We start from the raw sequence: 14,718 nt of genomic DNA on the forward strand, positions 1-14,718 counted from the left end.
TCGTATGAAAACGCTGAAATTTAAAACCAATATCAAGTGTGGTAACTGTGTTGCCACCGTAACGCCTTTTCTGAATGAAGCTGTTGGTGAAGGTCACTGGCAGGTCGACATTAAGGACCCCAACAAAACTTTAACGACTAACACCGAAACCGCTACGCTTGCCGACATCCGTCAGGCTATCGAAAAAGCGGGCTATAAGGCTGAACCACTATCCTGATGTCAGAGCTAGTACTACGCCAATTTAATTCGTATTACTGGTACCACGGGTTTTAACCCGTTTTTTGAGACAATTCCCGAACGGGTTAAAACCCGTGGTACCTTTTTCTCAAAGGCTAAAAAGTAAACGTACCGGAATACGTTCCGGTCTCCGGGTATGCATACAACCCTTAAACAATCTGCTGAAGCGCTCGTCAAATCAGAACATGCATCCGATATCCGGAAAACCTATCCGGTGCTGGAAATGAGTTGTGCGGCCTGCGCGGTCAGTGTTGAATCCATGTTGAAGCATACGCCCGGCGTTAGCGATGCGGGCGTGAACTACGCGAACCAAACGGCCTGGGTGCAGTTCGATCCGAAAGCGGTAACACCGGCGGAACTGCAGAATACCGTTCGCTCGATTGGATACGACCTTGTGGTTGATGCCGAAGATCCGCACCGGGCCAACGTTTGGGAGGTTCAGGCAGAATCGCAGCAGCAGCACTACCAGTCGCTTAAACGACGTACCATCTGGGCAATAATCCTGTCGCTGCCTGTTGTGGTAATCGGGATGTTTTTCATGGATCGAAACGTTGGACTGCTTGCGTATGCCAACTGGATCATGCTCGTTTTATCGGCTCCCGTTGTGTTTGTGCTGGGTCGATCGTTTTTCGTAAATGCCTGGAAGCAGGCCCGGCATGGAAAAGCCAACATGGATACACTGGTGGCGTTAAGCACGGGCATTGCCTTTCTGTTTAGTACGTTCAATACCGTCTATCCTGAATTCTGGCATCGTCGGGGGATGCATCCTCATGTCTATTTCGAAGCAGTCGCAGTTGTTATCACCTTTATTCTGCTGGGTAAACTACTGGAAGAACGGGCTAAATCGAATACGTCTTCGGCCATTAAGAAGCTGATGGGGCTGCAACCCAAAACGGTTCGACTGGTTGAAGGGGATTCGGAGCGGGAGATTCCCATTACGTCGGTTCAGGTCGGTAATCTACTGTTAGTACGTCCCGGTGAAAAAATTCCGGTAGATGGTGTGCTCGAGTCCGGGCAGTCGTACGTCGATGAGAGCATGATCAGTGGCGAGCCGGTTCCGGTTGATAAACAAGCCGGTGCGAAGGTGTTTGCCGGAACGATTAACCAGAAAGGCAGCTTTCGGTTCCGGGCCGAAAAAGTAGGCGGTGATACGTTGCTGGCGCAGATTATTCGGATGGTGCAGGACGCTCAGGGTAGTAAAGCCCCCGTACAGCAGACTGTCGACCGGATTGCGGGAATTTTCGTGCCTATCGTGCTCAGTATTGCGCTGCTAACCTTCGTTGTCTGGATGGTATTCGGGTATTATCTCGTTCCTGGTGCTGATCCGTTCACAACGGCTTTACTAACTTCCGTCACGGTACTGGTCATTGCCTGTCCGTGTGCATTAGGGTTGGCTACGCCAACGGCGATCATGGTTGGCGTAGGGAAAGGGGCTGAGAACAATATCCTGATTAAGGACGCCGAAAGCCTTGAAGTTGGTTACCGGGTCAATGCCGTAGTGTTGGATAAAACGGGTACCATTACCGAAGGCAGGCCCATCGTTACGGATTTGGTCTGGGCAGTTTCTGAAACTGAACAAGCCCAATTGAAAGCCATTCTTTACGCGCTGGAATCTCAGTCTGAACATCCCCTGGCCGAGGCCATAACGACGTATCTGGCTGACGTCAAGCCCGTCGCGCTGGATAAATTTGAGAGTGTAACAGGGCGCGGTGTTACGGCTCACTACCAAAATCACACCTATTTCATCGGTAACCAAATCCTGCTGGCAGATCAACAGACTGCACCATCTGATACGTTAACGCAGCAGGCCATGCACCTACAGAATCAGGCGAAAACGGTTGTGTTCATGGGGCGTCTTGACCAGGACACTCAAACTGGAGACGTATTAGCTATCATCGCGATTGCCGACCCCGTCAAGGCCAGCTCGAAGCAGGCGATTGATACGTTGCAAAATCGGGGTATTGAGGTATACATGCTCACCGGCGATAATGCCCAAACGGCAGCCGCTGTGTCTAAACAGGTTGGCATTAAGCAGTACAGGGCGGAGACGATGCCTGCCGATAAAGCCAATTTCGTGAAAGAATTGCAAGCGGCTGGTAAGGTGGTGGCAATGGTTGGCGACGGCATCAACGATTCGCAGGCTCTGGCGCAAGCCGACGTGAGTATCGCCATGGGGCGTGGTTCCGATATTGCAATGGACGTAGCACGGATGACGCTCATTACGTCGGATTTAATCAGCGTACCAAAAGCTCTTCAGCTATCGAAGCAGACCGTGCGCGTTATCCGGCAGAATCTGTTTTGGGCCTTCATTTACAACCTCATTGGTATTCCGCTGGCTGCCGGAGTGCTTTACCCGGCGTTTGGTTTTTTACTCAATCCAATGATTGCCGGAGCGGCTATGGCCCTAAGCTCGGTATCGGTTGTGAGCAACAGCCTGCGATTACGGAGGATGAAATTTTGATTAGTCTATGTAGCGTGAGGGTAACCCGTATGACATGAAATTGCGGGTTTCCACCCGCGTGCTACTTGACGCGACAAGCAAAAGCCCCACCAGTTTCCTGGCGGGGCTTTTATAATCTATTAGCTTAATCAATATTCTTACTTCACCGTTCCCCGCAGAGCACGTGGGATTTCGATGCTGGCTACTGGGTTCGATGCCTGCTCAAGCATTTCCAGGTTTTGCAGCGGAATCTGACCAACCCGAACCGATTTGCCCAGATCAAGACCTGATACGTCGACATCGATGAAATCAGGAATATTTTCGATAGCTCCTTTGACGCGCAGTTTCCGAACGCGTGTGACGAGCTTACCACCCTTCTGAACACCTGGAGCCGTGCCAATCAGACGAACCGGAACCGCAATTTTAACGGGTTTTTTGTCCGTCACCAGCAGGAAGTCGGCATGTAACAGCGTATCACTAACTGGGTGGAACTGAGATTCCTGAAGGATAGCCCGGTACTCGTCGCCCTCAATGTTGAGTGCCACTTCATAAATATTGGGCGTATACAGCAAGTCACGGAACAGGATCGCCGGCGCGTAAAAATGCACCTGCTCTTCTCCGCCATACAATACGCACGGAACATTACCCTCGGCCCGAATCGCTTGTGATTCCGTGCGGCCGAGATTCGCTCGTTGATACCCTACAATCTCGATTTTTTTCATACTATGTTTTGCCGAATGTCCACGTCCGGCCGAAAAAGATGAAAATTTCCGGGTGTGGACACCCGGTACTACGCTTAATTTTTTATAAACAATGAACTAATAGATTCATGATCCCGAATGCGGCCAATGGCTTTGGCAAATAACTCGGCCACCGACAACACTCTGATTTTTTCGTTAGACTGCTTCAACGGTAACGTATCCGCAACAACTAACTCCTCCAGCACCGAACCGGCAATGTTTTCGTGCGCCCTACCCGACATGATCGGGTGCGTACAAATTGCCCGTACGGACAAGGCACCTTTATCCAGAATAATCTGAGCCGCTTTGGCCATCGTGCCACCCGTATCGATCAAATCATCGACCAGTACTACGTTGGCCCCTTCCACATCGCCGATGACCTGCATTGACGCAATTTCGTTGGCCCGTTTGCGGTGTTTATCGCACAGCACAATGTCGGCGTTGAAATGCTTCGCGAAGGTGCGGGCACGGTTGGCACCACCAACGTCCGGCGAAGCAACGACCAGATTCTCTAAATTCAGGCTTCGGATGTACGGCACAAACACCGACGTACCTTCCAGATGATCGACCGGAAAGTCGAAAAAGCCCTGAATCTGTCCGGCATGAAGGTCAATCGTCATCAGCCGATCCACGCCCGATGCGGCCAGCATGTTCGCTACTAGCTTAGCCGCAATCGACACCCGCGGTTTGTCTTTCCGATCCTGCCGGGCATAACCGAAGTACGGAATCACCACCGTTACGTAGTGCGCCGAGGCTCGCCGGGCGGCATCGACCATCAGCAACAGTTCCATCAGGTTATCGCCGGGCGGGGGTGTCGACTGAATCAGAAACACGTCGCAACCCCGAACTGATTCCTCAAAACTGGGCGACATTTCTCCATCGCTAAACCGTCGGCAGGTATAACCCCCTAAGTCTTTGCCGTAGTAATGCGCAATTTTTTCAGCTAAATACGTTGACTGAGTGCCTGAAAAAATCTTAACCGGGTTGTAGGAAGCCATGAGTGCCGGACAAATTTCCCGCAAAGGTACGGAAAAACCGGGCAGGTTGCGCTCAAAACGTAAATGTTTGTCAATGAAACGCGCGTATTATTTTCCCGAAACCGACGAACGGAGCCGAATTTTCTGATAAACAGTCACGCTTAGCAGAGCGGCCAGCATACCCACAAAAGCGCCCATCAGCACATCGAGCGGGTAATGAGCGGCTACGTAGATGCGACTATACGACACGAGGGCTGCCCACAGGAATATCCACTTTGGCCAGCTATACTGTTTGCCAAACAGCAGCCAAAGACTCATCGCCAGGGCAAACGTCGTGGCTGCGTGTGAGGAGACAAAACCAAATCGACCGCCACATTCCATTACCGGATGAATCAGTTTTTGAAGTGCCAGTTCGTGACAGGGACGGAGTCGATGGGTGAGGGGTTTAATGATCGACGAGGCCAGTTGATCGCCAAGGGCTACAGCGGCACCAATGGTGAGTAACAAGCCGATCGCCTGTTTTCGGTACCGGTAGATCAGCCAGCCAACGAGCAGGGCATAAAAGGGAATCCAGGTATTCCGTTCCGTTACCCAGATCATCAGCGGATCGAGCCAGGGCGCGTTGACGTTGTTCAGCCAGAGAAAGAGATCGGTGTCGAGTTGATTAAGCGTTTGTAGCACTGTTGTTGGTCATGCTCACTTTGTGGTAGATATCCTGCATCGACAAAGTAACATCACCAATGGTAACAATCATAGTGAGCGTAGCATAATCTTCGTTGAGCCAATGGTGACTATCCTGTTGTTTGGTATAAACCGAAACAAAGGGTACTCCCTGTTCAATATATATAATATGCTGTACTGATTCCAGTTGTTTGTAGTAACGTAGCTTGACATGCATATCCTCCCGGTACATTGAATCGGAATAAACCTCAACCAAAATGTATGGATTAGTAATACTTGACTCCTGGCCTTTTCTGGAAAACAGCTGACTTTCGCCTTTCATAACCAGCACATCGGGCTTGACGGCTAATTCGCAGGACGGTATGTATACCAGCTTATTACTACCCATTACACGAATGTCTGGTATATTATAAAAAGCTGTTCTTAATGCTGCTCTAACATTTAAAACTATCGTTTTGTGTCTATCACTTGACATGCCAATTTGTGCCCGAATTTGATCGCTTGCATACTCGATGTCGTACTCTATCGGGAAAGGCTCTTCGCTCATCTCACCCGGTGAAGCGGTAATAAATACCACGTCTTCATGCTTGAGCCGTTCGGTTATTTGCCTTGCAAGAGGGGCACTTACGAAATACTCGTGGGTTTTATTAAAGATATGTGATTGCTCCAACCTTAACAATCTAATTGCTGTAACTTGTAGATTAACTATGCTCTGCTGATAGAGTTATTGACCGTTAGATGCTAAACTCAGCATATTATGACCAGAATGGTAAGTGAACACAGTGCTTTAGCTGCTCTGTACTGGTTTTTTTACTTAATCAGCGGCTATGTAGGCTTGGGTAGCATAACTATACTTTTTATTCCAATAGCTAGTATCCATTGCCTGGCTTTGATAATTCGAGCTTTAACCGCTTCTGCGCCTGACCGTTGTCGATATTGGCTTAGTCTTCTGAGCGTATTGCTTGTAGCAGGTATTGGGTTAGCTGTATTCCTTATGGTAGCCAACGTAGATGATTAATAATTCAGCTATTGTGACCTAGGAAGCCAAATTCGAGTATCTGTTGCTGATCTACAACACCAGAAACTGACTGAGGTAGTTCCGGGCGGTTAGAATAGCGGTTTTTACATCCTCCGGGCTGCTTTCGTAGGCTTTGTCTTCGACTTCGATACAAACCGGTCCCCGATAGCGAACGTCGGTCAGGGCTGCGAAGAAATTGCGCCAGCGGACATCGCCCAAACCAGGCAATTTGGGCGAATGATACTCCAGCGGATTGGCCATAATCCCCACCCGATTGAGTTTATCAGGATACAGTTTCACGTCTTTAAGGTGGATGTGATGCAGGCGGTCGCGATAATCGTAAATAGGCCGGATTTCGTCCATCATTTGCCAGATCATGTGGCTTGGATCGTAGTTCAGGCCCAGCGCCCGCGACGGAATGATCTCAAACATGCGGTCCCAGATGGCGGGGGTGGTTGCGAGGTTTTTGCCGCCTGGCCATTCATCGTCCGTGAACCACATCGGGCAGTTCTCGATACCGATCTTTACGTTGCATTCCTCGGCTACCTTTACGATGGCAGGCCAGTGCTCGGCGTATAGTTTCAGATTGTCGGTGATGCTCAGCGAGGGGTTGCGGCCAATGAACGTATTGACAACAGGAACCGCATCGGCGGACCGGTCCAGTTTGGCAGCCGCCCGAATAATTTTCTTGATGTGTTCCCGGTAGAATTCGGCCTGTTCCGGATTGGGGTCGAGTGGATTCGGGTAATACCCCAAGCCTGAAATGGAAACGTGATGCAACCGGGTCAGGGTACGAATCTGCTCAATGGGCAGGTTATCGACATCGACGTGTGTTACACCCGCATAACGCCGGGTGTCGCTTCCCCCGCTGGGCCAGCACATCAGTTCTACGCATTTGAACTTGTGATCGGATGCAAATTGCAATACGCCATTCAGATCATAATCAGCCAGAATCGCCGAAACAAAGCCAAGGTTAAGCATGTGATGAAACAAGACCGGTACGTCGGTGCGATGAAAAGTTAAGGAACGTCGATTGCGTCAATCCTGATCCGTTTGGTACAGAAACCCGTGAACAGATCGGGGAAACACGAATTACGTACTGACAAAAATAAGGGGAGGATTTTTAAAAGCCTTTCATTCGTGCTTCGGGATCGTTGAAGGGGCTGAAAAAGCCAGCAAGACAGACTCATTACATAACCACTTATCCGATGATTTAGACGGTCTATAGCCTGATTCCCGCACTTCATCAGAATTTGATTTCGCACCCGGAAAGCGACCCCTAGTTTTGTCCGCAAATGAACAAGGTTTGTCCACTTGCGGACATAGACAAGGCTTGGTGTAAAGATTAACTTGCTGATAATCAGATAAAAATCTAATTGGCACAAGCTTTGGACTAATCATAGCAACACAGTAAACAACTAATTTAACCACCAAACACGACACGACCATGTTACCAGTAATGACTAAAATTGCCGCTTCTTTTTTGTTGAGTGCTTCTACATTGATCAATCCTACGCCAACGACACCGAAGGCTCTTTCGTTTGATGCCAGCGCTTATGTGACCGTTAACCATGAAATTCGGGTGGCCGTCGCAAAAACCGCCGAAGCTCCCGTTGACATTGTCTTACGGGGTCAAAACAATCAGGTGCTGTTTCAGCAGAGCGTGAGCAAGAAAGACACAAAGTATGCTGTAAAACTGAATGTTGATCAACTGACTGATGGTCAATATGAGCTGGAAGTGAAATCGGCTGAAGGGAGCATCCGTAAGCAACTGACGGTATCAACACAGCCCGCCCAGCAAACCAGCCGTTCGATTGCTATGCAGTAATCATACGAATAGAAAATAAGAAACAACCAAAGCCCGGCACTCGTCGGGCTTTGGTTGTTTTGACGAAGTACGTAGCACTGGGGTAGAAACCGGCACAATCCATTTTGTATTTCGTCAGTTACGTCGGGTGCTACCCCGGTGATACATACGTACTGCTAAGTACTCAAGTACAAATAGCTTAGATTATTTTAAGAGGGCGTTTTTGTCATGCTGACGCAGGAAGCATCTTCGGTAACTGAGATAATGCCTGCTAGCGAAGATGCTTCCTGCGTCAGCATGACAAAAAATAATCTAATGTATTTTACTAACCCACTTATCAATCAATACGTATTAGTTTCCTGCGCTGATCAATGGTCAGGATGTGCTCTTTTAAAAAATCTTCCCCTATGATGACCTGGTTGGCTCTGTTGGAATAATAAACTTTCTGACCGCTTACCTTAATGTTTCCCAGCCTGAGTTCATCCGTAATAAGCGCTTCCTGCATGGTGAAGGTCGTGTTGGCCATCGTGATGATTCGTTGGTTGGGCGTATTGACGTAGTGAATGCCGGTCAGCAAATACATCGGTACGTGGAAAGACACATCTGACCCCGTATCCAGACTGAAGAACAAATCCTTTTGCCCGATTTTCCCGGTAACGACAAAAGGCTTCTGATAGCTGAGAACTCCACCAGCGCGCGCATCCAGGGCCTCATGCGACACAAGCAACTGCTGGGCCGGACCATCGATCGTTAAGAGATAATTGTAGAAAAAATCCCGGCCAATGACGCCATCAATCGGTGCTTGTTTCGGACTGGCCTTGTAATCACTCGCAACCAGTTTGAGACCCGAGTGCGAAATCGAACCAACGCTGAGCTTATCGACAGCGACCAGAATCTCCCGTTTTACCTGATCGCCACTCGTGTTTTCCTGGAAGCCGACAATGTTTAACTGAAGTTCTTTCGCGACGCGGTAATCGATCCGTCCAATCCCGGACACTCCGGAATCCAGCCTGAACTGATAAGGCCCATGCCCGTTGATGTGAACCGCTACGTAGATCAAATTCTCCCGGATCGTAAACGGAATCGTTTGCCGACCCGATTGACCAACCGCCAACTCACTGAACAGGAAAGAAAGGGTAACGAACGCTCGGGCGAAAGTACGTAGCATGCAATACGGCTGTGATTTCAGGCTTATCCTTCGCTGTGAACGAGCCATAATTGCCTTTAGTATATTAATTATCGTAAGCTACATCAAGCTCACAAGTATAACCTGGCTGACGATTATCTAGTGAAACTGACGTTTACTGATGCATGAACCAGTCTTTAAAAATCCGCACGATGACATTTGATTAATCCGCTTAGTAATGCCATGTCCGTATAATAAACTTTATAACCTCACTCACGAGTCAATAACAGTATAAAACGAAAAGTGGGAGTCAGATACATTTCTGAAAATCAAATATTTAAGTGTTTACAACTTTTATAGTATACATTATTTTATTTTATGTGTATAAACGATAGAAATAACTTATATTTACATTAATTTATTTACTGCGACATTAAAAGTCATATTTGAAGACTGACAGCAAAAATACAAAAAAACGCATAAGTAATTGAATATAAGATACTTACCGAAAAGGTAACTCTAACAAGTAAGCGTCTGAAGAACAGCAAGAGAATTATAGCAACAATATTTATAAATGGAAAAGAGTATTACTTTCGTATCTTCAACTTGATACAATTTAAAATTAGCATTAGCTGCTATTGCCATAAGCAGTTGTTGAGGTTGTAATATTTTGTTTGGAAGAAATTTTATGATGTAATATATTATACACGTAAAATAAAAAAATATATACTTTAATGTTACTATGTACCTAAGCAGTACTAAATCGAGATGTTTAAAAAAAATATTCACATCTATTTTGACAGGCCCATAAGTCAAGAAAAGATTAAATCTTTTAAGGAGAATCTATATTACTATGACTTAGAATTCTTTGGTCAAGTTAATTCTAACGATATCATTGGAGTATTACAATCATCAGGAATGTTTCAGCTAATAAAAGCGCCTTTAATAAAGGCGCTTGACCAATCTGGTCTAGGAGAATATGTAAAAAGCCTTGACATTACAAATTAATAAATAGATAAATAAAAAAGGAGAGAGACATATATATGTCTCTCTCCTTTTTTATTTATCTAAAACATAACTCAACGATTTCCAAGGCAAGAGAATTCCAATGACTAGATACATATTTACTAAAATCTACATCAAGGTTTTTAAACCTGTTATTGTAAAATTCAAAATCTTTAGGGCCATTCTGGCTTTCAAGCGAAATTTTATATGCTCGAAGAAAAGCTACAATTGTTGTAGCCGACAATATTCCTTCATTTTTATTTCTCGGTTTCCAATCGTGCTTATACTTATCTTTCAAGGCACAAAAATAATCTGATAGTTTTTTTCCACAATAGATCACATATTCAGAAAGCGTTCCATCATCAGTTACTTTATCCCCCCCTGATAATATCCAGAACTTGTATAAAGTAAAATTATCCTCGCTCTCATCCAAGGCAACTAGTGATTGCAACCCAAACTGTAGAATTGTAGGAGTTTTGATCCCTCCTTTAACTAAAGCAGAGTCTGAAAATAATCCAGAAAATGGTTTATTCTGATTCAAATATTTTATAACATTGTTAGCAATGCCAACAGATGAATAAGGATCAGTAAGGGACTTAATATATTGAAGTAATTGTCTATTAACTGTTTTTTGTTCGTTATTAATTTGTAAAAATATCTCACTTTCAAGCTTTCTCTTGCTATATTCTGTGAATTTAGTTTTATCAAATAATAAACCCGTTACAAACAAATGTCGCTTTTTTCTCAATGTATTGATGCTAGCCTCTAATGAATCTGTACCTTCATAATGTGAATAAATTCTATGCTGCCCATCGATTATACCAATGGTATTTATCTTATATGGTATTGTCATTGAAATATTTGAAAAGCCAATAGCCGAAAAAATGTCGATTTGATCCTCTTTTTTTGTTTCTAGGTTTAAAGCACTAAAGGAAGTATCAAATGGTAATGTAACAATAATACTATCTATGAAAGTCCTTTTATGCTCTGATAGAAATTTCCTTATGTTCTCAAGCTTTTTCTTGTCAAGTAATCGTTGATATAAACCTATTGAACTATCCCAGCTATCCTTTCTTAATACATATGCGCACTCCATTAAAACTTTTGCACTCATAATGAAAGTTAATACTTGAACACCATCTGGAAAACCTGAAGCAGTTTCAGGCATTATTACAGCTGTCTCAATTTTTTCTAAAGGCAAGCTAGATACTGGATTACCAATATCTGATATATTTAATTTGAGAAATTTAAATAGTTCAAATCTTGCAGTATGCTTTATTGCATTTGAAACATTACTAAAATACTCTAATGAATTCTTATCTATAAAAGTTATTTTTGAAAAATTCTCTTTCTTTTCTTGGGAAATGACATTATCAGGTATATATATATAAAAGAACTTGTACTGCTTATCTGAATATTCATCAAACTTATTAAATTCTTTTCCAAATCTATTCTTTAGCCATATAATAAAATTCGGAAAGTCGGAAATTATTTTTCTGAAAAAATAATCTTTCTTTTTCAAATGGTCATTATCATCAGAAACAGTCTGCTCAACCATCAAAATTATATTCTCATATAAAAATACATTATCTAGCTCTCCTTTTTGTCCGCCAAAAGTTTCGTGTATACCATCTGTATGAAGGTATTGGAAACCCATATTTTGAAAAATCTTATTTACTTTATTATTAAGGCTTCTTTGTCTTCTAGCTTGAATTATTTCTTTAGTGGTTTTTTTTATAGTTTTCTTTGGACTTTTTCTTTTTTTAGGGTTTGAGGTTTTCATAGAATTTCGAAGGAAAGTATAAAAAAAATAAAAATCGATTAATTGATTAGCCAAGATTTTGGTACTTGAGCTACTTTATCTCCTGGAGATGGGACGTGTATAGGCCTATTTATCGGGCGTGTCTTTAACTCCCCAGCTCTTAATTTTGCCAACCTATCTTTTGCTATTTCGCAATATTTCGGCTCTTTATCGATTCCTACCGAATTTCTATTATTTTTCAGTGCTGCTATTAAAGAAGTACCAACTCCAGCAAATGGATCTAGTACCCAGCTATTTTCGTTTGTTAATGCAAGTACACATCTTTCGACCAATTCTACCGGAAATTGACAAGGATGTAATGTTTTTTCTAAGTGATTTGCTTTAACATTTGGAATATCCCATACTTCTTCTTCCCAATCTTGTAAAATTACCTGCCATATATCAGAGGGATTTTTCCCTAAAGGATTACCAGATGGTTGCCCTTTATTACTTCCTTTATGATAAAGCTTTCCTGGATATTTAGATGGTATTCTTACATTATCAAGATTAAATGTGTATTTGTCACTTTTAGTAAACCATAAAATGGTTTCGTATCTTCCTGAAAATTTATTTTTCGCTTGTAAGCCATGACCATAATGCCAAATAATACGATTTCTCAATTGTAAACCGTATTTTTTGAATATTTGATAATAATAAATGTCGAGGGGATAAACTTCTCCTTTATGAATATAATTTCCTATTTGCCAACAAATACTACCGTCATCGCTAAGAACTCGAATTAGTTCTTTTATTACTACTTCTTGTGAACTTAAATAATTTTCAATCGACTGTTTAACTTCGTATTCTTTTCCAACATTGTATGGGGGAGAAGTTACTATTAAATTGAACTTTTTATCTTCATAAGATTTCAGTACATCTAATGTATCACCACAGATAAGGTCTGCTTTAAGATCAGGATCAATCAGGTCGAATAGCATTTTATTCTTTAGTTAAAACAATTTACAAATAAGTAACAAAATCAAGTCATTAACAAATGCAAATAGTTTGACATTTGATTTTTATTACTTTTTAGTTTTAATAACAGTAATAAAATGCTAAAAAGAAACCCTCAATACATAATGTTTTGAGGGTTTCTTTATTATCACTGAATACGGTTACATTTCAAGTTACATCTAAACTAAAAATCCTTCAAAACAGCTCATTTTGAAGGATTTCTAACTTTTTCGTGCACTTGTAGGGATTCGAACCCCAAACCTCCTCATCCGTAGTGAGGTGCTCTATCCAATTGAGCTACAAATGCGTTTCCCATTGATTGGGAGTGCAAAAGTAGGGAGAAAAAGCAGGCTTGTCAACTTATTTTCCTGAAAAATTTGCTTTGCGCTTCATCAGGAAAGCACCAATCCCTTCCATAGCGTCCGCCGATCGGCCTAATGTATCCTGATTGTCAGCTTCTTGATCGAGTTGGTGGTCGAGGTTGGAGTAGAGCGATTGGTTGAGCACAAGTTTCATCGCACCGATGGCGCGGGTAGGAGCGGTGGCATAATAGTCTACGACGTCGGTAACGGCTGCGTCCAGATCAACCGCTGGAACGGAGCGACTTACCAGGCCCAGTTGAGCCGCTTCGGGACCATATACGCGTCGGCCGGTGCTACACAGTTCGAAGGCGCGTTGCGGGCCGATGAGCCGGGGTAGAAAAAACGTCGAACCGGCGTCGGGCATCAGGCCAATGTTGACGAAAATCTGGCTAAAATACGCGTCGTCCGCGCAGATCACTACGTCGCAGGCCAGCGCCAGTGAGCAACCCGCTCCGGCTGCTATGCCATTGATCCGTCCGATAACGGGTTTGGGCAGGTTGCGAATAGCCCGAATCATGGGGTGATACGTCGTTCGTAATGATTCGCCGAGGTTAAGTCCGCCTGCCGATAAGCCAGCGGCAGCCCCTTCTTTCAGATCGGCGCCCGATGAAAAAGCTTTGTCGCCCGCGCCCGTAATGACCACGACGCGGACCTGCTCATCCGAACCAGCGGCTTCTACGGCCGCGGTAATGTCGCGAATCAGACCGGGACTCAGCGCATTGTAAACCTGAGGTCGGTTCAGGGTAATGCGGCAAACCGCGTTCGTTACGTCGTAAAGCAGGTTTTCGTACATGAGGCTACGTCGGTGGTCAGTGGATTTAGATAAAGAACCAGTAAACGGTCAGGAGGCCCGTGACGAATCCCAGCGCCAGGCCCGCGCCGATCTGGGCCGGGGTATGGGCGTTGAGTTTCAGACGGGCACTGGCTACCAGGCCCGTGAGGAAAACGAGCACAAGCAGGGGTATAAACAAATCGCTTACGTCAAATCGGGCAATAAGACCAGCAATTACGCCAATCACGCCCCCAATGCCAATCCCATGCGCGCTGATTTGCCAGGATAAACTGATCACGCCACCGAGCAGGATAGACACCGCGATACTCCCAATCAAAATCCCAATTTCGGGCGCCAGAGACGAAACGGCCCGCATCTGAAAACTGAACAGGTACGCCACCAGCAGATAGATCAGCGCGGTCATAAAATAAGGCAGACGCCGATCGGACAAATTGGTCAGCTGCATATCCTGGACGTATCCTATACGAAGAAGGTAATACGTTAGCACGGCTGGCACCATGAACGTACCCACGAAAATCAATACCAGCAAACTTAGCCGCAGGGAGTCGCCAAACATATCCAGGTTCAGCGCACTTGGTGCCAGAAACAGCAATACAGCGAACAACAGCGTCGGCATCAGGAGCGGGTGAAAAATAACCGACAGAAAAAGGGCAAAAGGCTTTGTCAATGATGACCGGGTCGCCGGAGCGATGATGAATGATGAATGATAACTATTTGTCAACCTGTTAGGTCAGTCTCTTACGTAAACGTATCAGCTGTTCTCATTTATAATTTATC

Annotated in this window: 13 protein-coding genes and 1 tRNA gene; 3 read left to right on the forward strand and 11 right to left on the reverse strand. The window is 44.6% G+C overall.

Annotated elements, in window-relative coordinates:
• Window positions 1–4 precede the first annotated feature (4 nt).
• Together IC230_RS11535 and IC230_RS11540 are read left to right on the forward strand one after the other, a co-directional pair.
• Window positions 5–217: a heavy-metal-associated domain-containing protein gene (locus tag IC230_RS11535; protein ID WP_191039133.1), complete on the forward strand. Its 213-nt coding sequence runs from the start codon at window positions 5–7 to the stop codon at window positions 215–217.
• Between the two features lie 156 nt (window positions 218–373).
• Window positions 374–2,698 carry a heavy metal translocating P-type ATPase gene (locus tag IC230_RS11540; RefSeq protein WP_223860594.1) on the forward strand — a complete coding sequence of 775 codons (2,325 nt, stop codon included), beginning with the start codon at window positions 374–376 and terminating at the stop codon, window positions 2,696–2,698.
• 137 nt (window positions 2,699–2,835) lie between these two features.
• Here the strand turns inward: IC230_RS11540 and IC230_RS11545 are convergent, their stop codons facing one another.
• From IC230_RS11545 to IC230_RS11565, 5 genes are all read right to left on the reverse strand, one after another.
• The gene (locus tag IC230_RS11545; protein WP_191039134.1) at window positions 2,836–3,399 is read right to left on the reverse strand and encodes a 50S ribosomal protein L25/general stress protein Ctc; all 564 of its coding nucleotides are present in this window, start codon (window positions 3,397–3,399) and stop codon (window positions 2,836–2,838) included.
• A gap of 74 nt (window positions 3,400–3,473) precedes the next feature.
• On the reverse strand, window positions 3,474–4,415 hold the full coding sequence (locus IC230_RS11550; RefSeq protein ID WP_191039316.1) for a ribose-phosphate pyrophosphokinase: 942 nt from the start codon (window positions 4,413–4,415) through the stop codon (window positions 3,474–3,476).
• A gap of 87 nt (window positions 4,416–4,502) precedes the next feature.
• A complete protein-coding gene (locus tag IC230_RS11555) occupies window positions 4,503–5,075 on the reverse strand; it encodes a phosphatase PAP2 family protein (protein ID WP_191039135.1) in 573 nt (190 codons plus the stop codon).
• Window positions 5,059–5,622 (reverse strand): Uma2 family endonuclease, encoded by a 564-nt coding sequence (locus IC230_RS11560; protein ID WP_191039317.1) that lies wholly within the window; start codon window positions 5,620–5,622, stop codon window positions 5,059–5,061. Before IC230_RS11560 ends, IC230_RS11555 begins: the two co-directional genes overlap by 17 nt.
• A 522-nt stretch (window positions 5,623–6,144) precedes the next feature.
• On the reverse strand, window positions 6,145–7,074 hold the full coding sequence (locus tag IC230_RS11565; RefSeq protein WP_191039136.1) for a sugar phosphate isomerase/epimerase family protein: 930 nt from the start codon (window positions 7,072–7,074) through the stop codon (window positions 6,145–6,147).
• 466 nt (window positions 7,075–7,540) lie between these two features.
• Between IC230_RS11565 and IC230_RS11570 the strand changes: the two genes are divergently transcribed.
• Window positions 7,541–7,921, forward strand: a complete 381-nt coding sequence (locus tag IC230_RS11570; protein WP_223860595.1) for a hypothetical protein — start codon at window positions 7,541–7,543, stop codon at window positions 7,919–7,921.
• A 316-nt stretch (window positions 7,922–8,237) separates the two neighbouring features.
• Here the strand turns inward: IC230_RS11570 and IC230_RS11575 are convergent, their stop codons facing one another.
• The 6 genes from IC230_RS11575 to IC230_RS11600 all read right to left on the reverse strand — a co-directional run bounded on the left by IC230_RS11575 (window position 8,238) and on the right by IC230_RS11600 (window position 14,608).
• The gene (locus tag IC230_RS11575) at window positions 8,238–9,068 is read right to left on the reverse strand and encodes an aspartyl protease family protein (RefSeq protein WP_191039137.1); all 831 of its coding nucleotides are present in this window, start codon (window positions 9,066–9,068) and stop codon (window positions 8,238–8,240) included.
• A 1,021-nt stretch (window positions 9,069–10,089) separates the two neighbouring features.
• Window positions 10,090–11,814, reverse strand: coding sequence for a DGQHR domain-containing protein (locus tag IC230_RS11580; protein ID WP_191039138.1), 1,725 nt, complete (start codon window positions 11,812–11,814; stop codon window positions 10,090–10,092).
• Between the two features lie 38 nt (window positions 11,815–11,852).
• Window positions 11,853–12,770, reverse strand: coding sequence for a DNA-methyltransferase (locus tag IC230_RS11585; protein ID WP_191039139.1), 918 nt, complete (start codon window positions 12,768–12,770; stop codon window positions 11,853–11,855).
• Window positions 12,771–13,019: 249 nt separating this feature from the next.
• Window positions 13,020–13,093 (reverse strand) — tRNA-Arg (locus tag IC230_RS11590).
• Between the two features lie 53 nt (window positions 13,094–13,146).
• Entirely contained in the window at window positions 13,147–13,941 is a 795-nt protein-coding gene (locus IC230_RS11595; protein ID WP_191039140.1) for an enoyl-CoA hydratase/isomerase family protein, read from the reverse strand.
• Between the two features lie 25 nt (window positions 13,942–13,966).
• On the reverse strand, window positions 13,967–14,608 hold the full coding sequence (locus IC230_RS11600) for a hypothetical protein (RefSeq protein ID WP_317171785.1): 642 nt from the start codon (window positions 14,606–14,608) through the stop codon (window positions 13,967–13,969).
• Window positions 14,609–14,718: the final 110 nt, after the last annotated feature.

This window comes from Spirosoma validum (genome assembly GCF_014699035.1).
Taxonomy (GTDB): domain Bacteria; phylum Bacteroidota; class Bacteroidia; order Cytophagales; family Spirosomataceae; genus Spirosoma; species Spirosoma validum.

Excerpts from the sequence above, each read along its gene's own strand:
- IC230_RS11535 (WP_191039133.1), top strand. The coding sequence starts at position 5 with ATGAAAACGCTGAAATTTAAAACCAATATCAAGTGTGGTAACTGTGTT.
- IC230_RS11565 (WP_191039136.1), bottom strand. The coding sequence starts at position 7,074 with ATGCTTAACCTTGGCTTTGTTTCGGCGATTCTGGCTGATTATGATCTG.
- IC230_RS11575 (WP_191039137.1), bottom strand. The coding sequence starts at position 9,068 with ATGCTACGTACTTTCGCCCGAGCGTTCGTTACCCTTTCTTTCCTGTTC.
- IC230_RS11545 (WP_191039134.1), bottom strand. The coding sequence starts at position 3,399 with ATGAAAAAAATCGAGATTGTAGGGTATCAACGAGCGAATCTCGGCCGC.
- IC230_RS11580 (WP_191039138.1), bottom strand. The coding sequence starts at position 11,814 with ATGAAAACCTCAAACCCTAAAAAAAGAAAAAGTCCAAAGAAAACTATA.
- IC230_RS11595 (WP_191039140.1), bottom strand. The coding sequence starts at position 13,941 with ATGTACGAAAACCTGCTTTACGACGTAACGAACGCGGTTTGCCGCATT.
- IC230_RS11585 (WP_191039139.1), bottom strand. The coding sequence starts at position 12,770 with ATGCTATTCGACCTGATTGATCCTGATCTTAAAGCAGACCTTATCTGT.
- IC230_RS11560 (WP_191039317.1), bottom strand. The coding sequence starts at position 5,622 with ATGAGCGAAGAGCCTTTCCCGATAGAGTACGACATCGAGTATGCAAGC.
- IC230_RS11570 (WP_223860595.1), top strand. The coding sequence starts at position 7,541 with ATGTTACCAGTAATGACTAAAATTGCCGCTTCTTTTTTGTTGAGTGCT.
- IC230_RS11540 (WP_223860594.1), top strand. The coding sequence starts at position 374 with ATGCATACAACCCTTAAACAATCTGCTGAAGCGCTCGTCAAATCAGAA.
- IC230_RS11550 (WP_191039316.1), bottom strand. The coding sequence starts at position 4,415 with ATGGCTTCCTACAACCCGGTTAAGATTTTTTCAGGCACTCAGTCAACG.